Source organism: Kaistia soli DSM 19436 (assembly GCF_900129325.1).
Lineage (GTDB): Bacteria > Pseudomonadota > Alphaproteobacteria > Rhizobiales > Kaistiaceae > Kaistia > Kaistia soli.
Genome location: NZ_FQUP01000001.1, coordinates 122,961 through 144,758, shown reverse-complemented (window position 1 = coordinate 144,758; position 21,798 = coordinate 122,961). Strand labels below are relative to the sequence as shown.

The 21,798-nt window shown below is 63.7% G+C and carries 26 protein-coding genes; 8 read left to right on the top strand and 18 right to left on the bottom strand.

Annotated elements, in window-relative coordinates:
* Positions 1-5: 5 nt before the first annotated feature.
* From BUB39_RS00675 to lptF, 4 genes are all read right to left on the bottom strand, one after another.
* Positions 6-950, bottom strand: coding sequence for a SurA N-terminal domain-containing protein (locus tag BUB39_RS00675; protein ID WP_073051038.1), 945 nt, complete (start codon positions 948-950; stop codon positions 6-8).
* A gap of 113 nt (positions 951-1,063) precedes the next feature.
* Complete coding sequence (locus tag BUB39_RS00670) at positions 1,064-3,463, bottom strand: LPS-assembly protein LptD (protein ID WP_175561673.1); 2,400 nt, start codon at positions 3,461-3,463, stop codon at positions 1,064-1,066.
* Entirely contained in the window at positions 3,460-4,563 is a 1,104-nt protein-coding gene (gene lptG / locus BUB39_RS00665) for an LPS export ABC transporter permease LptG (RefSeq protein ID WP_073051036.1), read from the bottom strand. Before lptG ends, BUB39_RS00670 begins: the two co-directional genes overlap by 4 nt.
* Before the next feature lie 5 nt (positions 4,564-4,568).
* Positions 4,569-5,741 (bottom strand): LPS export ABC transporter permease LptF, encoded by a 1,173-nt coding sequence (lptF, locus tag BUB39_RS00660; protein WP_073051034.1) that lies wholly within the window; start codon positions 5,739-5,741, stop codon positions 4,569-4,571.
* A 288-nt stretch (positions 5,742-6,029) separates the two neighbouring features.
* On the opposite strand from lptF, the gene BUB39_RS00655 reads away from it, so the two are divergent.
* Positions 6,030-7,532, top strand: coding sequence for a leucyl aminopeptidase (locus BUB39_RS00655; RefSeq protein ID WP_073051032.1), 1,503 nt, complete (start codon positions 6,030-6,032; stop codon positions 7,530-7,532).
* A 28-nt stretch (positions 7,533-7,560) separates the two neighbouring features.
* Positions 7,561-8,010, top strand: a complete 450-nt coding sequence (locus BUB39_RS00650; RefSeq protein WP_073051030.1) for a DNA polymerase III subunit chi — start codon at positions 7,561-7,563, stop codon at positions 8,008-8,010.
* 22 nt (positions 8,011-8,032) lie between these two features.
* On the opposite strand, the gene BUB39_RS00645 is transcribed toward BUB39_RS00650, so the two are convergent.
* The 6 genes from BUB39_RS00645 to BUB39_RS00620 form a co-directional block, all read right to left on the bottom strand.
* A complete protein-coding gene (locus BUB39_RS00645; RefSeq protein ID WP_073052641.1) occupies positions 8,033-9,181 on the bottom strand; it encodes a calcium:cation antiporter in 1,149 nt (382 codons plus the stop codon).
* A 70-nt stretch (positions 9,182-9,251) separates the two neighbouring features.
* A complete protein-coding gene (locus BUB39_RS00640; protein WP_073051028.1) occupies positions 9,252-11,144 on the bottom strand; it encodes an ABC-F family ATP-binding cassette domain-containing protein in 1,893 nt (630 codons plus the stop codon).
* 83 nt (positions 11,145-11,227) lie between these two features.
* On the bottom strand, positions 11,228-12,070 hold the full coding sequence (locus BUB39_RS00635) for a DUF4344 domain-containing metallopeptidase (RefSeq protein WP_073051026.1): 843 nt from the start codon (positions 12,068-12,070) through the stop codon (positions 11,228-11,230).
* A 113-nt stretch (positions 12,071-12,183) separates the two neighbouring features.
* Positions 12,184-12,459, bottom strand: coding sequence for a hypothetical protein (locus tag BUB39_RS00630; protein WP_139251293.1), 276 nt, complete (start codon positions 12,457-12,459; stop codon positions 12,184-12,186).
* A 212-nt stretch (positions 12,460-12,671) separates the two neighbouring features.
* Positions 12,672-13,169: a pyridoxamine 5'-phosphate oxidase family protein gene (locus BUB39_RS00625; RefSeq protein ID WP_073051022.1), complete on the bottom strand. Its 498-nt coding sequence runs from the start codon at positions 13,167-13,169 to the stop codon at positions 12,672-12,674.
* A 54-nt stretch (positions 13,170-13,223) separates the two neighbouring features.
* Positions 13,224-13,739 (bottom strand): DinB family protein, encoded by a 516-nt coding sequence (locus BUB39_RS00620; protein ID WP_139251292.1) that lies wholly within the window; start codon positions 13,737-13,739, stop codon positions 13,224-13,226.
* Positions 13,740-13,927: 188 nt separating this feature from the next.
* Here BUB39_RS00620 and ndk point away from each other — a divergent pair, with 188 nt between their 5' ends.
* Complete coding sequence (ndk, locus tag BUB39_RS00615) at positions 13,928-14,350, top strand: nucleoside-diphosphate kinase (protein ID WP_073051018.1); 423 nt, start codon at positions 13,928-13,930, stop codon at positions 14,348-14,350.
* A 53-nt stretch (positions 14,351-14,403) separates the two neighbouring features.
* On the opposite strand, the gene BUB39_RS00610 is transcribed toward ndk, so the two are convergent.
* From BUB39_RS00610 to pgsA, 5 genes are read right to left on the bottom strand one after another with little or no spacing between them, the layout of a single operon-like run.
* Positions 14,404-15,024 (bottom strand): glutathione S-transferase family protein, encoded by a 621-nt coding sequence (locus BUB39_RS00610; RefSeq protein ID WP_073051017.1) that lies wholly within the window; start codon positions 15,022-15,024, stop codon positions 14,404-14,406.
* A gap of 33 nt (positions 15,025-15,057) precedes the next feature.
* Positions 15,058-15,720 carry an HD domain-containing protein gene (locus BUB39_RS00605; protein ID WP_073051015.1) on the bottom strand — a complete coding sequence of 221 codons (663 nt, stop codon included), beginning with the start codon at positions 15,718-15,720 and terminating at the stop codon, positions 15,058-15,060.
* Positions 15,717-16,184: a molybdenum cofactor biosynthesis protein MoaE gene (locus BUB39_RS00600; RefSeq protein WP_073051013.1), complete on the bottom strand. Its 468-nt coding sequence runs from the start codon at positions 16,182-16,184 to the stop codon at positions 15,717-15,719. The genes BUB39_RS00605 and BUB39_RS00600 overlap by 4 nt, the downstream gene beginning before the upstream one ends.
* Positions 16,185-16,187: 3 nt before the next feature.
* On the bottom strand, positions 16,188-16,439 hold the full coding sequence (gene moaD / locus BUB39_RS00595; RefSeq protein WP_073051011.1) for a molybdopterin converting factor subunit 1: 252 nt from the start codon (positions 16,437-16,439) through the stop codon (positions 16,188-16,190).
* On the bottom strand, positions 16,436-17,047 hold the full coding sequence (gene pgsA, locus BUB39_RS00590) for a CDP-diacylglycerol--glycerol-3-phosphate 3-phosphatidyltransferase (protein ID WP_073052640.1): 612 nt from the start codon (positions 17,045-17,047) through the stop codon (positions 16,436-16,438). The genes moaD and pgsA overlap by 4 nt, the downstream gene beginning before the upstream one ends.
* A gap of 187 nt (positions 17,048-17,234) precedes the next feature.
* Between pgsA and BUB39_RS00585 the strand changes: the two genes are divergently transcribed.
* Entirely contained in the window at positions 17,235-17,600 is a 366-nt protein-coding gene (locus tag BUB39_RS00585) for a diacylglycerol kinase (protein WP_175561671.1), read from the top strand.
* Here the strand turns inward: BUB39_RS00585 and BUB39_RS00580 are convergent.
* Positions 17,590-18,165: an NADPH-dependent FMN reductase gene (locus BUB39_RS00580; protein ID WP_073051007.1), complete on the bottom strand. Its 576-nt coding sequence runs from the start codon at positions 18,163-18,165 to the stop codon at positions 17,590-17,592. The two genes, BUB39_RS00585 and BUB39_RS00580, sit on opposite strands and share 11 nt — an antisense overlap.
* Positions 18,166-18,373: 208 nt before the next feature.
* Here BUB39_RS00580 and BUB39_RS00575 point away from each other — a divergent pair, with 208 nt between their 5' ends.
* Positions 18,374-18,637 carry a DUF3297 family protein gene (locus tag BUB39_RS00575; protein ID WP_073051005.1) on the top strand — a complete coding sequence of 88 codons (264 nt, stop codon included), beginning with the start codon at positions 18,374-18,376 and terminating at the stop codon, positions 18,635-18,637.
* Here the strand turns inward: BUB39_RS00575 and trhO are convergent.
* Positions 18,634-19,386 (bottom strand): oxygen-dependent tRNA uridine(34) hydroxylase TrhO, encoded by a 753-nt coding sequence (gene trhO, locus BUB39_RS00570; RefSeq protein WP_073052639.1) that lies wholly within the window; start codon positions 19,384-19,386, stop codon positions 18,634-18,636. The two genes, BUB39_RS00575 and trhO, sit on opposite strands and share 4 nt — an antisense overlap.
* Positions 19,387-19,541: 155 nt before the next feature.
* Here trhO and BUB39_RS00565 point away from each other — a divergent pair, with 155 nt between their 5' ends.
* From BUB39_RS00565 to BUB39_RS00555, 3 genes are all read left to right on the top strand, one after another.
* On the top strand, positions 19,542-20,540 hold the full coding sequence (locus BUB39_RS00565; protein WP_073051003.1) for a Tim44 domain-containing protein: 999 nt from the start codon (positions 19,542-19,544) through the stop codon (positions 20,538-20,540).
* A 179-nt stretch (positions 20,541-20,719) separates the two neighbouring features.
* Complete coding sequence (gene rpsU / locus BUB39_RS00560; RefSeq protein ID WP_073051001.1) at positions 20,720-20,992, top strand: 30S ribosomal protein S21; 273 nt, start codon at positions 20,720-20,722, stop codon at positions 20,990-20,992.
* Positions 20,993-21,085: 93 nt separating this feature from the next.
* Positions 21,086-21,295 (top strand): hypothetical protein, encoded by a 210-nt coding sequence (locus tag BUB39_RS00555; protein ID WP_073050999.1) that lies wholly within the window; start codon positions 21,086-21,088, stop codon positions 21,293-21,295.
* Positions 21,296-21,352: 57 nt separating this feature from the next.
* Here the strand turns inward: BUB39_RS00555 and BUB39_RS00550 are convergent, their stop codons facing one another.
* Complete coding sequence (locus tag BUB39_RS00550; protein WP_073050997.1) at positions 21,353-21,757, bottom strand: ester cyclase; 405 nt, start codon at positions 21,755-21,757, stop codon at positions 21,353-21,355.
* Between the last annotated feature and the right edge of the window lie 41 nt (positions 21,758-21,798).

The window sequence follows — 21,798 nt, the reverse complement described above, 5'->3', positions numbered from 1 at the left end:
ATTGCTTAGTTATAGACGATCTTGGCGTTCTCGCGAAGCTCGGCCTTGAACTTCGTTTCGAGCCCTTCGGTCTGCTGCTGCAGCAGCGTGCGCTCGGCATTGGCGCGGATGCCCGCCGTGCTCTGCACTTCCTTGACGTCGCACACCGCAATGACCTCGACGCCGCGATCCGTGACGCTGGGCTTCAGCGTGCCGCCGACCGGCGTCTTCATCAGATCCTGGGCGGCGTCGCCCTCGACCTGCGTCGAGTCTCGGCGCCCGATATCGAGCACCACGACGCCCTTGAGGGTCTTGGCAAGCGCAAGGCTGCCGTCGCAGCCGGGGAAGCGCTTGCGGAACGATTCCGCTTCAGCGGTGCGCCGCCCGGCCATGCCGGCGGGCGAGCCCTTCGGAATGACGAACACGATCTGCTGGAGCTTGAATTCCTTGATCGTGGCGGTATCGGCCGAAACGCCCTCCTTGGTCATCTCGGCCTGGATGTCGGCTTCGGAAACGTCCGGCTTCAGGCTGGACGCCTTGGCGCGCAACACGGCTGCCCAGGTCATCTGGCCGCGGAAGAACTTCTTCAGCGTGCTGAGCTGTACCCCCTGCTGACCGAGCGCCTTCTCGAATTGCGGGATCGACAGCTTGACCTGCTTGGCGATTCCGGCAACGCGCTCGTTGACCTGCGCATCGGTCGGAAGCGTCAGGTTCGCCCGCTTGGCCACCTGGTCGGCGAGCGACTCGTCGATGAGCTGATCAAGCGCGATCTTGTCACTCGTCTTCTGCCGGAACAGCGTCATCATCTTCACGCGCTGCTGGACATCGTAATTCGTGATGGGCTGATCGTTGACGCTCGCGCGGACGGCCTGCTGCGCCTCGGCGCCGACCGTGCCGATGGCAACCGATCCGATGCCAGCCGCCGCGATCATCATGGCCCCGACAATGCCGCGCATGGTTTCGATCCGCATCCGATTTCCTTCCCGCCGTCGTGCTGGCTTCCAACGGTCGTTTTCTTCACCGCCAGGATGAACGCTAGACAAGGCAATTCCGGCGAAACGATGAAAAGCCCGCCGCCATGACGTCAATTGCTGCTGCCGCTGATATCGCTCTGGAACTGCGTGCCGCCGAGGGTGCGCAACTGGAGACTGACGATCAGCGACTTCGAGGTCTGCAGGTCGGTATAATCCTGCGTGACTTCACTATAGGCGATCGAGAACGTCGTGCACTCGTCGTCATAGGCGATGCCGATGCTGTTGGCCGCGAGTTGTTGCTCCTCGAAGTCCCAGGCGATCGATCCGAAGACGCGCCAGGATTCGGTGAACTGCCAGCTTGCCTTGCCGCTGATCGTATCCGTCGGCGTTCCACTGTTGGAGCTGGCGATCGCCGGCTGCTCGCGAAGATAGAGATACGAGGCCGAGGCGGTGACGTCGCCTATCTTGCCGGTCGCCGTCACCTGCGCCTGGTTGACGTCGAACGTCTCGGCGTCGAGGCGCCCGCGCGCGGTGATGAAGTAGCCGTGGCCCGAATCGATGGTCATGCTGCCGACATAGTCGGACACGTCGTCTTCGAGGCCCGAGACGCTTCCGGTCTCGGTGATGTCGTTGACCGCGAAGGAGTTGAGGCCTGCCAGCTGATAGGACTGGCCGACGACGCCCGAGACGGTGGCGAGCGAACCAAGTTCGGCGGCGTAGCGGAAACCGATATTGGCCCGGGTTCCGCCTTCGACGCGGTCATAGCCTGAGAACTTGTCCCAATCGAACAGCGAGGAATCGTCGAACACCAGCGATTGCGCATCTTCGTTTGGCAGTTCGCCGGCCAGCTGCTCGTCGGGACGAACGATCACCTGGGCGATCGGCTCGAAGGTCAAGCTCGACGACATGCTGGCGGCAATGATCGGCCAGCGCCATTCAAGGCCGACGGCCGGCATGGCGCGATAATAATTGCCGTTGTCGTAGATGCCCGACAGGATCTCGTCCTGCGACAGATAATAGGCATCGGCCTGCAGATAGGCGAAGGGCTTGAACACCATGCCGACCGGTCCGATGGTCTGGCTCTGCCATGTCCAGTTCGTGCTGGCGCGATTGAAATTGCCCTTGAGGCCAAGGATCGCGTCGCCCCTCTCGCAGATGCCGTCGCCATTGACGTCGACGCAGTCGGTCTCATCGCGGGTCAGGCTGACGAGGTTGTTCTTCATCTTCAGCTGGCCGCCGAGGATGCTGTTGTCGAAGAGGTAGCTCTGGTCGACCACCGGTGCGACCAGCGGCTGGCGACCCTGATTGTATTCGGCGCCGGTGTCGTTGGTCAGGACGCGGAAATAATAGCCGCGCGCATCGAAATAGTTGGTCGCGCTCTGGCCCGTCAGGTGGACCGTCGAAACGGCCACATCGGTCGAGCTGTAGAGGACATTGTAGTCGCGCGTGAAGGTGCGATCGCTGAGCAGCGTCGCGTCCCAGCCGAAGGTCCAAAGCCTGTTGAGGAAGAGCGTGCCGGTGGTGCGCAGGCCACCGCGCAACTGGACGTCACCGGAGTTGCGGGTGTCCGCTTCGTAGAACGCGTCGGGGTCCAACTGGTCGATGCCGGCCATATGCAGCGTGTAGACGCCGTTTTCGAGCCGGTGGCGCCATTCGACGTCGAGCAGCAGGCCCTGCTTGGTGTAGATGGCAGGCGAGAAGGTCAGGTCATAGTTGGGCGCCAGCGCCCAGAAATATGGAACCTTGGCGAATGCGCCGAGCGCAGACTTGTAGCCGGCAGCCGGGAACAGGAAGCCGCTCTTGCGCTTGACGGTCGGATCGGGCGCCGAGAACGCGGGGAAATACGCGACCGGAATGCCGAGGAATTCGAGCCGCGCCGAGCGGAAATAGATCATGTGCTCGTTGTGGTCGACGATGATGCGCGCCGCCTTCACCTGCCAGACGGGCGCCTTCTGCGGCTTTTCCAGGCAAGGCTCGCAGGCGGTGTAGACGCCGCGATAGAAGGTAGTCGTCTTGCCGTCCTTGCGCAGGGCCTTCTCAGCCGCAAAATGCGTCTGCGATGGGGTGTCGAGCTTGAGCGCAGAGACGAAGCCCGTCGCGAAATCCTGCGTGATGTCGATCGTTTCGGCGTTGATGACGGCGCCCGTGCGATCGACGATCTTCACGCCGCCTTCGGCGACCATCGTCTTGTTCTTCTGGTCGTAGGTGACCTTCTTCGCCTCAAGCGTATAGCCGTCGTAATAGATTTTGACGCCGCCGACAGCCGAAACGGTCGATTTGTCGTAGTCATAATCGAGCCGGTCGGACTCGAGCAGCATCTGCGCGCCCGGAGTCGGCTTGAAGCTATCGTCAGAGCCGAAGCCGAGCGACCCTGGATTCGACTGTGCGAAGGCAGAATCGGCCGGTGCTGCGAAGACGGCGAGGAAACCAAGCGCCAGTATCGCGGCGCAGCGACGGAATGATCCGGCGAGACGGCGTGCTTGTCGGCTGGGAACGGAAACCCCGATCATCCGTCCTCCCGATAAAGCAACACTGTGACACTCGCGAGCGAAGCGACGACCGACGGGAACCATGCCGCGATCACCGGTGCGACGATCCCGCTCCTACCAAGTCCGATCGCCAATTCTGTGACGACATAAAGCACGAAGCCCACGATCACACCAGTCAGAATTACCTGCCCGAGATCACGGGATCGGGAGAAGCGGAGCGACACTGTGGCGGCCACCAGAACCATCGCCAGGAACAGCAGCGGCTGCGCCAGAAGCGACTGGAAACGCATCTCGTAGCCGGCGCTCGGTACGCCCGCTTTGCGAGATATTTCAATAAATTGCGGCAAAAGCCAGAACGAGATCGTCTGCGGATCGGCGAGCTGCTGCGACACTTGGTCGGGCCCGAGATCAGTGGCGAGGCGGGTCTCCTCGAAGGTCTCTGGGCGTACGCCAGAGCGCGTAATCGTGCCGTTGCGCAGGAGCCACTCTCCACTGGAATATTCAGCGGAGCGCGCGTCGATGCGATGGTCGAGTGCACCGCTCGGATCGAACACGAAGGCCGAGACGCCGGAAAGCGACAGGCCTTTGTTGAAACTGTTCTTGGCGCCGAGAATCGAGTTTCCGTCGCGCCCCGATTGTCGGATCCAGATCGGCTTGTTCTGCTGGTTCGTCCCGCCATCCGCGCCGATCGCCCCGCCGGCGGCGCTGTTGAGGATCGCGATCGATTCTTCCTTGAGACCGGTTGCGATCGGATTGAACACAGTCGTCGCGAAAATCCCGAACAGGAGAGCGACCAGACCGGCCGGCAGCACGAACTGCCAGGCTGAGAGGCCGGACGCGCGCGCGACGACAAGCTCGAGCTGGCGGTTGGCCAGCACGAAGCTCGCCATGGCGGCAAAGAGAATGGTGAAGGGCAGGGCGCGCTCTATGACCGTCGGGACGCGCGTCAGCGACACCATGAGATAGATCAGGGCATCGAAGTTCGAGCGCTGCACGGCGCGTCGCGCGAGCTCCAGATAGTCGATGAAGGCGATCAGCACGAACACGACGAGAAAGATGATCAGCGTCATCTTTGCGAAGCGCCGGGCGAAATAGATCGTGAGCGTCGGGTTGCGGAACATGATGCTCAGGCCCGGCCGCCTGCTTGCGGACGCCGCGGCAACAGGCGCTGGATCAGCTCAAGTGCCAGTGTGCCGGCGCCTTCCGACGCCGCGAAACGGAAGCCCTTCAGCGTCGCTGCCAGCGCGAGCGCGATGCAGCCGAGCGGCAGGATGTAGAGCAGCGGGATCAGATAGGTGTCGGTCGCGGCGAGACCGGCAAGGATGAGGCCGGCCACGCGGACGCCGACCGCGACGAGGACCGTCGAAAGGATCAGCACACCGCGACCCTGACGCGTCGTCTGAGCCTGTCCAAGCGCCATGACCGGCAGCATCGCGAAGAGCAGCGTGTAGAGAGGCGAGGAAATGCGGTCGTTGAGCTCCGCCGTGAACGAACCGGGGCGCTTCTGGAATTCAGGATCGTTGGCGTCCGGGTTGAGCAGGTAGCTCGTGCTGCGCTCGGAGGCGTTATAGGCAGGCAGGCTGCCGGCGCCGCCGAAGGTCGACATGTCGAAGGCGTAGGACTCGAACTGGATGATCGACATCGAGTCCTTCTCGATCGAGCGCTGCTGGATCGTGCCGTTGCGCATCACGAGGAAGGTGCCGAGCGGATTCTTGAGGATGATGCCCTGGCCGGCGACATAGACGGTGCTCTGTGTCTTGTCGCGCTCGTCCTGGATGAAGATGCCTTCCAGCGTGCCGTCAGGCTTGCGGTCGCGGATATGGAACACGAGATCGTCGCCGATTGGCACGAAGGCGCCTTCCTGGATGAAGGTCGAGACGAAATCGGTGTTGATATTGGTGATCATCTCTCGTGCCGCCTGCAGCGATCGCGGCACAAGATAAAGCGACATCACCGCGACGACGATGGTCGCGAGGATACCGAGCGCCAGCGCCGGCTTCAGCAGCGTCACCGGCGACGCGCCGCTCGCATTGACGATCACCAACTCCGAATCGGCATTGAGCTGGTTCAGCGTGTAAATGACGCCGACCAGCACCGCCACGGGGCAGACGATCAGGAGCAGGCCCGGGAAGATCAGGCCCGACACCTGGACGAAGGTGACGAAGCTTTGGCCCTGCGTCGTGATCAGGTTCAGCTCGCGCAAGGCCTGGCTGAGCCAGACCGTGCCTGAAAGGCCGCCGAGGCTGAGCAGGAATGCTGCGAGCATGCGCTTGAAGATGTATCGCCCGATCAGCGTCATTTCAGGACCGAGTGTTCCCTCTGCCGGCCAATCCGGGCGCTACAATCGGAGCAAGCGCGGCCGAAATAAGACCGGAGGCGAATCTCCGGTCGGCGCGCTCTATCATCCGCTCTCATGCCTGAACCATCGCGGTAAATGATCGGCCAAGGAACATCCTTAGCGAATGGTAAACCTCTAGCCTGAACCGCATGCTCTTGCCATAGATGGCGAAGCGGCGGCAAAGTGGGCGCTTCATGCCGGCTGCATTTTTCCTCGCGGTGCGGCACCAGCACGCGCGGAATCCCACTCATGGCGAAACGTCCCTCGATCTCGTTCTCCAAGTCGCTTGCGCCGACCGAGGGCGATACCCTCGTTCTCTTTACCGACGAGAGCCTGGCGCTCACACAATCCGCGGCGGCATTGGGGATCGGCGATCTCGTGGCCCGCGCGGCGGCGACGGCCCAGTTCAAGGGCAAGGGGTTCGCGCATCTCGATCTGCTGGCGCCGTCCGGGGTCGCGGCGTCGCGCATTCTCGTCTTCGGTCTCGGCAAGGCGGACGAGCTGAAGGAGGTCGATTGGTCGCGGCTCGGCGGGGCTGTCATGGGGGCGCTCCACAAGGGCGAGACGGCGATCCTGCTTGCCGAACGCGCCGATGGCGTAGCTGTCACTCCGGCCGAGGCCGCCGAACTCGCGCTGGGAACGCTGCTCCGCTCCTACACGTTTGATCGCTACAAGAGCCGCAAGCCGGGTGAGGACGACAAGGAACAAAAGGCCCTGCCGACGCTGACGATCGTCCATGCCGAGGCCGGCAAGGCGAAGAAGCTGTGGTCCGGCCGAAGCGCCGTCGGCGAGGGGGCCCTGATCGCGCGCGATCTGGTAAATGAGCCGGCCAATGTTCTCGGGACGCTGGAATTCGCCGAGAAGGCGGCCGCCCTGGCCGAACTCGGCGTCACGATCGATATCCTGACCGAGAAGCAGATGAAGAAGCTCGGCATGCGCGCGCTGCTTGGCGTCGCGCAGGGCTCGGTGCGACCGCCGCGTCTCGTCGTGATGCACTGGAACGGCTCGAAGACCCGCGAGAAGCCGATAGCCTTCGTCGGCAAGGGCGTCGTCTTCGATACAGGCGGCATCTCGATCAAGCCTGCGGGCGGGATGGAGGACATGAAGGGCGACATGGGCGGCGCTGCCGCAGTCGTCGGACTGATGCATGCGCTGGCGAGCCGCAAGGCGAAGACCAATGCCATCGGCGTCATAGGCCTTGTCGAGAACATGCCGGACGGCAATGCGCAGCGCCCCGGCGATATCGTCGAAGCCGCGTCGGGCGTCACCATCGAGATCATCAATACCGACGCCGAGGGCCGCCTCGTGCTCGCCGATGCGCTCTGGTATGTGCAGAAGACCTATGATCCAAGCCTCGTCATTGATCTCGCGACCTTGACCGGCGCGATCATCGTGGCGCTTGGCCATGATCATGCCGGTCTCTTCGCCTCCGACGATGCCCTGGCCGACCAACTCCTGCGCGCAGGGCTCTCCACTGGCGAAAAAGTCTGGCGGATGCCGCTCGGCGCCGCCTATGACAAGCAGATCGAATCGAAGTTCTGCGACATCAAGAACACCGGCGGCCGCGACGCGGGCTCCGTCACCGCGGCGCAGTTCCTGAAGCGCTTCGTCAAGGACGGCACGCCCTGGGCGCATCTCGACATAGCGGGCACGGCGATGAGTTCGCCGCAGACGGAGACCAACCGTTCCTGGGCCTCGGGCTGGGGCGTGCGCCTCCTTGAGCGCTTCGTTGCTGACAATCACGAGGATTGATGGCGCATCGACGGCAGGGGCCGGGGCGATGACCGAGGTGCTGTTCTACCATCTCGAGCGGCAGCCGCTTGATGCGGTCCTTCCGCCGATGCTCGAGAAGTGTCTCGAGCGCGGCTGGCGGGTCGTGGTCGAAGCCGGCTCGCCGGAGCGGGTCGACGCGCTCGATGCGCTGTTGTGGACGTTTCGCGAGGAGGCGTTCCTGCCACATGGAACGGCGCGCGAGCCGAACGCCGCGCTTCACCCCGTGGTGCTTTCGAGCGAGACCGTCAATCCGAATGACGCCAATGTGCGCTTTGCGGTCGATGGCGCGGCGCTGGGCCCGGCGGAAGGATTTGATCGCGCCATCCTGATCTTCGACGGCAATGATCCTGACGCTCTGGCCCGCGCTCGCGACGACTGGCGCCGCGCCAAGGCGGCGGGTCACGCCGCGACCTATTGGCAGCAGGCCGCGAACGGCCGCTGGGAAAAGAAGGCCTGAGCCCCGTTGTGGTGCGACGCCTTCAGGGAACGGCGATCAGCAGCAAATAGGCGACGAAGATGACGAGGTGGACGCCGCCCGTCAGCGCATTGGTTCGCCCGGTCCCGAAACTGACCATACTGACCAGAAGTGCGAGGATCAGGAGGACAATGTCGCCGTTGACAAGTCCGAGCGTGATGCCGCGCCCTGTGATCAGGCTGGCGACCGCGACGACCGGGACGGTCAGTCCGATGGTTGCGCAAGCGGAGCCGAGCGCGATGTTGAGGCTGCGCTGCAATTCATTGTGATAGGAGGCCTTGATCGCCGAAATCGCCTCCGGCAGCAGCACCAGCGTGGCGATGAAGGCGCCGACGATCGCGTCGGATTGGGGAACTTCAAGCGCGTCGAGGCCTTGTTCGATACCGGCGGCGACATATTCGGCCAGCATCACGATGCCGATCAGCCCGACGATGAGCAGAGTCAGCCGTCCACCTATGCCGGAGGCCGCAGACTGGTGGTGACCGTGATGCGGGGTCGGGCTCTCTGGCGCGTCGAGGAAGTCTTCCCGGTGCCGCGTCGTCTGTGCCAGCAGGAAGCTGCCATAGAGCAGCAAACAGAGCAGGCTGACGAAGCAGAGCTGCATCGTGCTGAAACTGCCGGGATCGGCTGTCAGCGTGAAATCCGGCAGGACTAGCGTCAGCGCACAGAGCGCGATGACCACGGCGAGCAGGGCGCTCGTGCCTTGCCGCTTGAGGTCCTGTTCCCGGTGCCTCAGGCCGCCGATCGTCAGGCAGATGCCAACGACGCCGGCCGAGACGATCATGACCGTCGAGAATACCGACTCGCGCGCTAGGGTCGGATTATTGCCGCCATGCAGCATCATCGAAACGATGACCGAGGCTTCGATTGCGGTGACCGCGATTGTCAGCACCAGTGTCCCATAGGGCTCGCCAACGCGGTGCGCGACGGCCTCGGCGTGGCCGAGCACGACGAACACCGTCACAACCATGATGGCGACGACGACGACGGATAGCCCCACTTCAAACGGAAGCGGCAGCGTATCGATGACGACTTTCGAGAGATGCAGCGCGGCCGCGAGGATCAGGGCGAGGAGCGGAAAGAGCAGGGCGGACCACGAGACGCCCGAGGAGGCACGCGGGTGGCTTACTTCCGTGGTGATTTCGCCCGTCATGTTCTGATCCTGCGACATCGTCCGCACCTCGAACCCACTGCGCCACTACCGAAAGGGAAAGCTCACCGTCTCATGCGTCCGATGCGGCCGCCTCGAAATCGGCCGACAATTCCAGCCAGCTTTCCTCACAGGCGGCGAGCCTGCGCGCCGCATCAGCCCGGTCCTTGGCGAGGCTCGTGGCCTTTGCCGGATCGCGCGTGTAGAGCGCAGTGTCAGCGAGGGCCGAGTCAAGCTTTTGGATCTCTTTCTGAAGTTTCTCCATCAAGGATTCGGCATCCTTGATCTTTTTGCGCAAGGGAGCGAGCTCGGCCCGCCGCTGCGCCGATTCCTTGCGCCGCTCCTGGGCCGACGGACCCTTCTCGGCCTCGCCGTCCTTGCGGTCGCCATTGCTGGCGTCCGGGCCCTGCACGATCAGGCGGCGATAGTCGTCCATATCGCCGTCGAAGGGCGCGACGCCGCCATTGCCCACAAGCAGCAGCCGGTCGACCGAGGCTTCGATGAGATGACGATCATGGCTGATCAGGATGACGGCGCCGGGATAGTCGTTGAGCGCCTGGACGAGCGCCTCGCGGCTGTCGATGTCGAGATGGTTGGTCGGTTCGTCGAGGATGAGCAGATTGGCGCCGCGGAAGGTTGCGAGGCCGAGCAGCAGGCGCGCCCGCTCACCGCCCGAAAGCTCACGCGCCGGGGTATCCATCTTGGCGGTCGGAAAGCCCATTCCGCCGACACGGGCGCGAACCTGCGTTTCAGTAGCCTCTGGCATCAGGGTGCGGATGTGCTGGACGGCTGAATCGGCAGGCCTCAGATCGTCCAGCTGATGTTGGGCGAAGAAGGCGATTTCCAGCCGGTCGGCGCGCCGCATGGTGCCTGACATCGCCGGCATGCGGCCGGCGAGCAGCTTTGCCAGCGTCGACTTGCCATTGCCGTTCGCGCCGAGCAGGCCGATCCGGTCTTCGGTGTCGATGCGGAGATCGAGCCGCTTCAGGATGGGCTTGCCGGCCTCATAACCGACCGATACGTCGTCGAGCGCGATGATCGGCGGCGCCAGGATCCGCGCGGGCGGGGGGAATGAGAACGGCGTCACGTCCTCATTCATCAGAGTCGCGATCGGCTGCATCTTCTCGAGCGCCTTCATGCGCGATTGCGCCTGACGCGCCTTCGACGCCTTGGCCTTGAAGCGGTCGACGAAGGCCTGGAGATGCTTCCTCTGCTCCTCCTGCTTCTTGACCTGCTTCTGCAACAGCGCCTGCTTCTCGCGCCGCTGGCGATCGAAGCTGTCATAGCCGCCGCGATAAGCGACGAGCTTGCCGGCATCGAGATGCACGATCATGTCGACGGCGCGGTTGAGCAGGTCGCGATCGTGGCTGATCAGGAACACGGTGTGAGGATAGCGCGCGACATAGTTCTCGAGCCACATCGTGCCTTCGAGATCGAGATAGTTGGTTGGCTCGTCGAGAAGCAGCAAGTCCGGCTCGGAGAAGAGCACGGCGGCAAGCGCGACGCGCATGCGCCAGCCGCCCGAAAACGCCGAGCAGGGGCGCTGCTGGGCAGCGCTGTCAAAACCGAGGCCGGAGAGAATCGTGCCGGCACGCGCTTCGGCGGCATGGGCGCCGATATCGGCAAGGCGGATCTGGATTTCGGCGATCCGGTGCGGATCCGTCGCGTGTTCCGCCTCGGCAAGGAGGGCGGCGCGTTCGAGGTCGGCCGCGAGGACGAAGTCGATCAAGGATTGCTCGGTGCCCGGTGCCTCCTGAGCCACTTGGCCGATGCGGACGCCGCGCGGCAGGCCGATGGAGCCGCTCTCAGGCGCGATGTCGCCCGTGACAAGCTTGAACAATGTGGTCTTGCCGGCGCCGTTGCGTCCGACGAAGCCAGCCTTCACCCCATCAGGCAGCGCGATGCTTGCGCCTTCTAGAAGCGTTCGGCCGGCAATGCGATAGGTGACTTCGTTGACATGCAGCATGCGCGGCTAGATGCCGTGCCGCGCCGCATGATGCAAGCGCGCGAATGGCATTCGCCTGCAATCTCGCCAATTGGCGATGCAGATCAGTTCCGCCGCTCGATGTCACGCATGATGAGATGCGCGTGCGCCGTCGAGAGTTCGTAGCACAGTACGAGTTCGTTGGCCGCCCGGTCGTAGCGCGTGGTCGGCTCGCCACACGTTTCGGCGCGCAGCGAAGGCGGCTCGGCGAAGGCGAACCGCCCGGCAAGCTTTTCCGCCACTTCCTCGAGAACACGGTTGTCCTCGAGAATGGTAGCGACCGCCGCGCCCGCGTCGTCAGCCGGATCGTAGCGTGTGCCGAGGGCAGCCGGCGACCGGACGGGCCGCGGAATTGCGCGGAGCGCTGTCGTCCAGGCGGTCTGTTCACGCTTCCACGTCGCGCCGCAAAGCCGGCTCTGCGCGGTATCGAGGCCCGAGGCCTCGGCAATGTCTGCGAAGCCCTCCGGATCAGCGCCGACGAGATCACAGACAAGCGCTGATGCCCGCGATTTATCGACGGCGTGAGGATCGAGTTGAGATAAATTCGGCGCGGCAATGGAAACAGTATCAGCCCCGGCGAGCTTGAAGCTGTCGATGGCGTCGACCATCGTCTGATCGCCAGCGCCCGAACGCGGCTCCAGCAGCATCACGGCTGCGAAGGCGTCGGCGGCGCGCTCTGCGTTTCCGATACCTTTTGGGACAGCACCTTCATGCTCCATCACCATGTGGCCGGCCTGATGGTAAAGCGCGAAAACAGCGTTTCCGACGACGAAATCGACGATCTCAGCGACGTCATCATCTGTCATGGCGCGCGGCGTCTTCGGCTCGATCAGTGGTGTCGCCGCGCTGGCGGTGACGCTCGATGCCAGGACAACCGCCAGGATAATCGGAATGGAGAACCGCGCCATGGTGACTCGCTTATATGCACTGCAGCGAGTTCTGCGCTGGCTGATCCTGGTTGACAAGCGACCCGTGTCACAAGCCACCGTTCTTTCGGCCGATTTCCGCCGGCCGCCAGTCGTTACGGATAGACGAAGACCGGCTTGGTCTCTTCGTCTTCATAGCGACCGATGCCGGCATAGGTGGCGGCCAGCAACCCGAGCACAAGGCAGGTCAGGGCGAGAGGCTCGTTCCACAGCATGTCGTAAACGCTGCCATTCATCCACTCGGCGGGCGGCGGTCCGATGCCGACCGTCTCGAGAACGTCGCCGAGGGAAGCACTGATCCATCTGCCTTGCGTCAAATAGACAAAGCCCTGGATCGCGATGACAAGCGCCGTAATTTCGAATGCAATCATCGAAACGATCGGAAGAACAGTGTTGGTGAAATACCGGTTCATTCCCGCCGCCCTTTTGCTTGTTGTTCGGGAATTCAACGGCAGGGAGGGATTCAGGTTTCTTCAATCATGTTTCACGCCACCGTGAGGTCGTTTTGAGGACTGAAAACAAGTGCGCCCGGCCTCTCGCGAGGACCGGGCGCTTATAAGAACCAAAGGTTCGGGAAGTGTAGCTACATCGCGACTTTGGCATGCTCGCCGACGGCCGGCTTGGTGCCGGTCACGGCGGCCGTCAGCATTACGGCCGAGGCGACAAGCGAATTGCCTGAGTCCCAGTATTCCGCGCGCCACGGAACGACGGTGAGCAGGCGGATGGCCGGATCATCAGCGGAGTCCCACCACGCCTTGGCGAAGGGCGAGAACAGCTCCCGGATTTTGGCGCGATCATTCGAAATTCCGGCCTCGCCTTGCACGACGACATATTTCGGATGGTCGGCAAAGCCGAGCGTCACTTCCGGCGATCGGGCGAGATGATCATATTGCGTGCCGCCATTGTCGACGAGGAAGTAGATCGCATTCGCTTCCTTGTCGACATTGGCCGTCAGCGGCCATTGCACGATCCCGTCGCCATCACGCGCCGTGTAAAGCGCGAACTGGATCTTCTCGGCGAGCTTCCAGACATGGGATTCGAGTTCGGCTTGCGTCTTGCCGGTGTCTTCTTCGTTGGCCATTACGGTCTCCTTGCTTGGACTTGGAGAACGCAACCGCGCTGCGAAGGTTGCCCGTCAGGTGACTCCCAGGCCCGAGACACGCTGAAACGCCACGAGATCGAGCGGCTCGACGGCGTCGCGCCCCGCCAGCCGCGTCAACAGCACCGTCGCCTGGCCGCGATGGTGGGTCTGGTGGTTGAAGAGGTGGGCAAGGAGGGCTGCGAGCGGCTGCGTGAACGAACCGGGCGTGGTCATCGGGCCGTAGGTGATCGGGCCGAAGACGGCCGCCGTATCGAGCCCTTCCACGAAGCCGATGATACGGGCGTCTTCCGCCGCGCGGAGAGCGGCCAGGGTCAATCTGTCTTCGGTGATGATCTCATCGAGCCGGGTCGGCTGCGCACCCTCGCCGGTGAAGCGGCGCATCCAGACACGGTCGGTGACGAGGAGGTGATTGAGCGTGCCCGAGAGCGAGCCGAAAAACGCGCCCTGGTCGGACCGGAAATCTTCGTCGGACAGGTGGCGGGCGGCGCTGTAGACGCGCTCGTTGGCCCAGCGATTGTAATGGGCGAACATGGTGAAATGAGCCTTCAAGGACGCGTCTCCTGTCATTCCCCGTTGCGCCGCCGGTCGTTCTAACAAGGGATGCCGGCTTCTGGGCACGATTCTAGGGCCGGTCTGAGGCTCCCGCAATCGCCGCGCGTTTATCGCTCGCCCTTGCCGCAGTGCAGTCGCGCCGCTATACAGCGCGCGAATTTCCCCAATCCAGGAATGAGACCGACATGGCGATCGAACGCACCTTTTCGATGATCAAGCCCGACGCGACAAAGCGCAATCTGACCGGCAAGATCGTCGCCAAGCTGGAAGAGGCGGGCCTGCGCGTCGTCGCCTCGAAGCGCGTGTGGATGTCCAAGGCGCAGGCCGAGGGTTTCTATGCCGTGCACAAGGATCGCCCGTTCTTTGGCGAACTGGTCGAGACCATGACGGCCGGCCCAACGGTCGTTCAGGTTCTGGAAGGCGAGAACGCCATCGCCAAGAACCGCGAAGTGATGGGCGCCACCAACCCGGCGAACGCCGCCGAAGGCACGATCCGCAAGGAGTTCGCACTGTCGATCGGCGAGAACTCGGCTCATGGCTCCGACGCGCCTGAGACGGCCGCGCAGGAAATCGCCTACTGGTTCTCGGGCGTCGAGATCGTCGGCTGACTACAACCGACATCTGAACGGAAAGGCCGGGCATTGCCCGGCCTTTTTGTTGCTCAGGTCAGTGGGACCATGACCACCTTGCGATAGGCGGGCCGTTCAGCCAGCCGGTCGTACCAGGCGGTCAGAGCCGGCAGGTCGGGCCGCTCGATCGGCAGGCCGAACCAGGCATAGGCGAAGCAGCCGAGCGGAATGTCTCCCATGCCGAACCTGTCGCCGGAAAGATACGGCATGCGGCCTAGCGCCTCATCGGCGATGGCGAGCGCTTCGGACGCCCGCTTCCGGGCCGCCTCGATCGCGGCAGGGTCACGATTTTCGGGCTTCGTTCGCAGGAGGCCCCAGATGATAGGCGCGATGGCCGGCGCGATGGTCGACGACGTCCAGTCCATCCAACGGTCGGCGAGCGCTCGCTCGCCCGGATCCGTCGCGGCGAGATCGCCGGGCGCGTAGCGCGCCGCCAGATAGCGGACGATGGCGTTCGATTCCCAGAGAACGAACTCGCCATCCTTCAGCGTCGGCACAAGGCCGTTCGGGTTCATCGCCCGATAGGCCGGATCCTGAACCATGCCGAAGGCGCCGCCGGCTGGGATGTTCTCATAGGCGAGTCCCATCTCTTCGAGGCACCACAACACCTTCTTGACGTTGGTTGAATTGGTGCGGCCCCAGACGGTCAGCATGATCGAACCCCTTCTCGTTGTGGGTGGACGATCTCAGATTTCGCTGGCGAGCGCATCCAGGAACGTCAGCAGCCGGGCGTGACGGACTGCCGCCATGGCGCGGCCGGTCTCCGTGTTGAAGCCGGCCGAAAGCTTCAACAGCTTCGTCTCGAAATGATCCAGCGCATAGCGCTTGTCATCGAGCGGCCTTGCTTCGGCATCGGGATCGAAGGGATCGTAGAGAGCGCTGCCGAGGCGCCCGCCGATATAGAAGCAGCGCGCGACCCCGATCATTCCGATCGCATCGAGGCGGTCGGCGTCCTGCAGGATCTTCGCCTCGATGGTCTCCGGCGCGATGCCTGCGGAGAAGCTATGCGCGGTGATGGCATGGCCGGTCGAAGCGATGGTTGCCTCACACCAGCCAAGCCCCCGGAGGAGACGGCCCGCGTGCTCGGAGGCAAGGCGCGAGGCCAGATGACGGTCGGGAGCGTTCTTCTCGACCGCCACGCAGTCGTGCAACAAAACGGCTGCAGCGAGAACGGCGCGGTCGCCGCCTTCGATGGCGTGGATTGCATCGGCCGCCTTCCAGACGCGAAGGATATGCGCGATGTCATGCGCACCGTCGCCTGCGGCGACCGAATGCGGCAGCAGCAGAGCCGCCAACGCCGCCTCCTGGCCGAACCGCTCCGAAGCGCGGCCGAGCTCTACCGGCGTCACGCGTCCTTGTTCCAGCGGGCCTCGGCTTCGTCGTCGGCGATCCGCGCTTCGACCCAGCCGGCGGTGCTGCCGTCGAGGGCATGCTCTTTCTTCCAGAACGGCGCATGCGTCTTCAGGAAGTCCATGACGAACTCGGCTGCTTCGAAGGCGGCATGGCGATGGCTTGAGGCGGCAACGACCAGCACGATCGCCTCGCCGGGCGTCACCTTGCCGTAGCGATGCAGCACCGTTAGTGCCTGCACATCCCATCGCTCGGCAGCCAGGGTCGCGATGCGGGTGATCTCTGCTTCCGCCATGCCGGGATAATGCTCGAGTTCGAGCGCCTCAAGGCGGCCGTCTTCGTCGCGGCAAAGTCCTGTGAAGGTGACGACGGCGCCGACATCGGCGCGGCCGTTCGAAACGCCGGCGAATTCGCCCGCAAGGTCAAGCGGCGCATCGGTGACGGCCGTACGGATCAGAGCCAATGATCAACCTCCGGTCATGGGCGGGAACAGCGCTACCTCGCGAATGCCGACGATCGACGCATCGTGCTCGGCATGATCGTGGTCGAGCGCGACGCGGATCGCTTCAGGTTCCACGAGCGCCGCTTCATAGCCTTCGCCGCGCGTCCTGAGCCAGCCTAGCAGGTCACCGACGGTGCCAATATGGGCAGGCGGCTCGACGGTCTCGTCCGTCAGTCCGATGCGCTCGCGTACCCAGGCGAAATAGAGGAGCTTCATGACTTCTCGTCCAGGATATGGCCGAGCCCGGCGCGGAAGTAATCATAGCCCGTATAGAGCGTAACGAGCGCCGCGATCCAGAGCAGGCCAAGGCCGACAGTGGTCGTATAGGGGAAATGGAGATCGCCGGCGGGGCCTGCAAGAAGGAAGGCGATCGCCACCATCTGCGTCGCGGTCTTCCACTTTGCGAGCCGCGTTACCGGCACGCTGACGCGCAATTCCGCGAGATATTCGCGAAGGCCGGAAACGAGGATTTCGCGCGACAGGATGATCAGCGCCGCCCAGATGGCGACACCGCCGATCGTCCGCTCGAAGACCAGCGCCAGCAGGCAGGCTGAGACAAGCAGCTTGTCGGCGATCGGGTCGAGCATGCGGCCAAGCGAGGATTGCTGCTTCCAGATCCGCGCAAGGTAGCCGTCAAGATAGTCGGTGATGCTGGCGACGATGAACAGCGCCAGCGCGATCCAGCGCCACGCGTCGCGCCCGCCAACGACGCAGAACACGACGAGCGGCACGGCGACGATCCGTCCATAAGTGAGGATATTGGGCAGCGACAGGAGAAGTGCCCGCTGGGGCCTCTTCGCCTCGAAGCCGTGAATCTCGCTCATGCCATCTCCCTCGCGCTCAGCTTCATATCGCATCCGGCCCGGCTGGCCACAAGTCGAGGCGTCCGGTTTCGGTGCAGTGCGAGGGGAGGGGCTGGAATTATGGCCGCCGCGACCGACATTCAAATCACACAAAAGACGGATAAGCGGACGGTCATGTCCTCAGCCGTCTATGGAGTGGCAGGCCGACATGCGCACTTGGATCGAACATTTCGGCTCCGCCTGGCAATGGTCAGCGTCTGGTGTCGCCATCCTGTTCCGCAGCGAGGTCGCGGCGCGCATGGAGCTGGCCGCGGCGATTATGGGCATCGCCTGGCTGATCGTGCTGCGCCGTTCACCCGCCGAGATCGGCGTCTTCGGCCTGCTGGCCATGGCTGCACTGGCGGTTGAGGCACTCAACACGGCCATCGAGACGATCGTCGACGAGATTTCGCCACAGCGCTCGGAATTCGCGCGACGCGCCAAGGATCTCGGATCAGCCGCCGTGTTCTTCATGCTCACGACGGCCGGTATCTATCTCATTGCGCTGACCGCAGTGAGCTTCGTCACGCGCTGACGGGCGCACGCATCGTCTGGAGCGCCGTTGCCCAGCGATGAAGCTGGTCCAGCATCGGCTTGGCGCCGGCCAGGATCAGTTCGTTCGGTTCGAACACGCCGTCGGTGATCAGCTTCGGCGCCATCGGCACGGCGATTCCCTCTGGGATCGGCATGATATTGACCGTCGTGAGCAGGGACTTCTCCGACTGGGCAGCGCGGAGGCCGCCCGAGATGCCGCCATAGGAGACGATCCCGGCTGGCTTGAAGGCCCATTCGCTCGACAGATAGCTCACGGCATTCACGAAGGAGGGTGGCGCGAAGTAGTTGTATTCCGGCGTCACGAAGACGAACGCATCGGCGGCATCGACCGAGGCGCTCCAGGCCTTCGTATGCGCGTGCTCATACTGCTTCATGCGCGGATGGCGGGGCTCGTCGAAGACGGGCAGGTTGAAGTCGGCGAGATCGACGACGGTCGCGTCGAAGGCGCTGTTCTCCCTGGCGAAGTCGTGGAACCAGCGCGCGATATGCGGTCCGATGCGGCCGGGCCGCGTGCTGACGATAATGATGTTGAGCTTGAGCGCCATGAACTCGCTTTCTGAACGAGAGATAGCGCCATAATGGGTGGCGCCGCCGGGGCTGGATAGGCGCGATCCGGTGCACGGACTGTCTGTCGCAGGTTATCCAGCGACGTGCAGGCAGTTGGCATTCAGGGCGAGGGCGGCTATTGCATCGCGGGTTCGCCGCCTCAAGGCCGGCAGCCATCCCGCGAACCGGGCCAAGGAGAACAACACGATGAGCGAAACCCTGCCCGACCGGCTGTCCAGCGATCCGCGCAGCCCGTTCTATAACGCTGAGCTCCTGGAGCGTGGCATCGGCATCCGCTTCAAGGGTGTCGAGAAGACCAATGTCGAAGAGTATTGCGTCAGCGAAGGCTGGGTCCGTGTTGCTGCCGGCAAGGCCCGCGACCGCTTCGGCAATCCGCTGACGATCAAGCTGACTGGATCGGTCGAGCCCTATCTGCGGGACGATGCGCCCGAGAGCGAGCCGTCGGCCTAGACATCCGCTTCGGCTGCCGGGCCGGCCTCCGCAAGGCCTGGCCCGAGCGCGATGCGCTCGTCGAAGACGAAGCAGGTGCCGCGGAAAAGGCTTTCCTCGGCCGGCACCTCTTCGAGATAGCGCAGGATGCCGCCCTTGAGGTGGAGCACCTCTGCAAATCCTTGCGCGCGCATGTAGGCGCTCGCCTTTTCACAGCGAATTCCGCCCGTGCAGAACATCGCCACGCGCTTGTGGCGCGCCGGATCCAGCGAGCGCTGCACATAATCCGGAAACTGCGAGAATTTGCGTGTCTCCGGGTCGACCGCGCCGTCGAAACTACCCATCGCGACTTCGAAGCGGTTGCGCGTATCGATCACCAGCACCTCGGGATCGCGGATCAGGCTGTTCCATTCGGCCGGATCGACATAGGTGCCGGCCTGGGTCGCCGGATCAAGATCCTCGACCCCCAGCGTCACGATCTCGCGTTTCAGCTTCACCTTGAGCCGCCGGAACGGCATCGTGGCAGCCGCCGAAAGCTTGACGTCGATGCCATCAAGCCGACCGGCGAACAAAGGGTCCTCGGCAAAGAACGCCAGCAGCGCCTCGATCGCCGAGCTCTCGCCGGCAACGGTGCCGTTGATGCCCTCATGCGCCAGGAGAATCGTCCCCTTGATGCCATTGGCGGCACAGAAGGCTTCGAGTTCGGGCCGGATGTCGGCGCAATCCGGCAGGGCTGCGAAGCGATAGAAGGCGGCGACCGTCAGGCTCATGGCAGATCCGTGAAATTCATCCGGCAAAGCCGGCAGGAGGAAGAAGCGGCGCCTCATAGCACGGCCTGCACGATGGTCGAAGCGCGCGGCATCTCAAAATCCGCAGCGGGCGTTCCTATATAGCAGCCGTGACACATTTGCCTTGGGGAGAACCGATGCGATTCTGGAAGCGCCTGACGACGCCGCTCGCCGTCCTGGCCATCCTGCTGACGACGAGCCTTGCTTTCGTCGATACGGCTGACGCCCGTCGCGGCGGCAGCTTTGGCAGCCGCGGCGCGCGCACTTATTCGACGCCCGCGACGACACCGACTGCGCCGACGGCCACGCAGCCGATGCAGCGCTCGATGACGCAGCAAACGGCGCCTGCCGCTACCCCTGCGGCCGGCATGCAGGCCCAGCGTCCTGGATTCTTCAGCGGTTTCGGCGGTTCGATGCTGCGCGGCCTTGCCATCGGCGGGCTGATCGGCCTTCTGCTTGGACATGGCTTCGGCGGCATGGCCGGCGCTCTTGGCATGATCCTGCAGATCGCGCTGCTGGCCATCGGCGCTATGTTCCTGTTCCGCTTTCTCGCCAATCGTCGCCCGCAGGCGCCGCAGGCAGCGATGGCGTCAGGCCCGTCCTATCGCGACGCGCCTGAAGATCCGGCCCCGGCGCGTCCGGCCTTCGGCGGTCTCGGCGGCTTCGGCCTTGGCGGGGGATCTGTCGATGCGCGTCCGCCGCGCCCGGCGAATGCCCGCAACGCGAATGACGAGGTCGGTATCCTCGACAGCGACCTCGACACGTTCGAGCAGCTTCTGACGAAGGTCCAAACCGCGTTCGGCAAAGAGGACTATGCCGGTCTTCGGGCGCTGACGACGCCCGAGATCATGTCCTATCTCTCCGAGGAACTCAGCCAGAACGCCACTTCGGGCGTCCGCAACGACGTCACCGACGTCAAACTTCTGCAGGGTGATCTTGCCGAGGCCTGGCGAGAAGGAGATAGCGACTATGCGACCGTCGCCATGCGCTATGAGAGCCACGACGTGATGCGCGATCGCAAGGATGGTCTGGTGGTCTCGGGCGACGAATCGCGTCCTTCCGAGACGACCGAACTGTGGACTTTCATCCGCACGGCGGGTGGCGATTGGAAGCTTTCGGCGATCCAGGAAGCCTAGGCGCCACCAGAGTCGAGGAACGCCGCCGATCTGGCGGCGTTCAAAAAAGCGGCGAAGCCTGCTTTCCGAGGAGGCAGGCTTCGCACATCTATGATAATGGTCGAACTTCGCCCTCTCGCTCGCGCGGTTTCATCGCGCCCCCGGAAGCGGGCGGCCCAGGAAAAACGTTAGGATAGAATTTGCAGGTTTTGGTTCGCGACAACAATGTCGATCAGGCGCTGAGGGTTCTCAAGAAGAAGCTGCAGCGTGAAGGCGTCTTCCGTGAAATGAAGATGCGCAACGCCTATGAGAAGCCCTCCGAGAAGCGCGTGCGCGAAAAGGCCGAGGCCATTCGTCGTGCCCGCAAGCTCGCGCGCAAGCAGGCGATCCGCGAGGGTCTGATCGCAGCGCCGAAGCCCAAGCCCCGCGTCGCGGGCGCCAAGGGTGCTCCTCCGCGTCCGGCGGCTCGCTGAGTCGGACGCTGATACTGCCGGAACGGTCGGCGCCCCTATGGGCGGCCGGCCGCCAGGGCTCTCTGTACCAAGGTCTTGTGCCAAGGAAAGACGATGATGCCCGAACCCTCCAATGCCCGTTTGAAGGCTGATGCCAAGTTCGACAAGACCCAGAAGGGTGTCGTCGACGCGTCCAAGTCGCAGCGCGAGCGCACCGCCAAGTTGAAGGCGCTGCGCTTGGCCAAGGAAGAAGAAGAGCGTGCCGCGATTGCCGCCGCTCCGCCGAAGACCCGCGCAAAGCGCGCCGCCAAGGTGACCGCCTGAGCCAAGAGGCGGTTAGCCCAGGTGGACGGAATTCATCGATCGACCGTAGATGAACATCTACCCGATCGAGGATGCTTCAATTTGCCTAGCGATCGCCGCCTGGTCGATGATCGACCAGACGGTTCGGATTTGCCGGCCTGAGAATTCGTAGAACACGTTCTCCGCAAACTGGACGCGCCTGCCATTGACCGGCAGGCCGAACAGCATGCCGCGCGGCGTGCAGTCGAATTGCAGCCGGCTGGCGATGCGGGGCGGATCGGACGCCAGCAGCTCGATCACGAAGCGCAGATCCGGAATGGCCTCGAAGTCGCGTTCCAGCATCGCGCGATAGCCCGCCAGCCCAATCGTGGTGCCGTTATATTCTGCGGACTCGTGGACGAAGCGGCCGAGATGCGGCCAATCCTGCCTGTTCAGGCAGTCGATATAGCCGCGATAGATTTCCAAGAGTTCGTCCCGCGTCATGCGGCCATCCCGATCCTGCAATTATTTGGCGATGATACGCT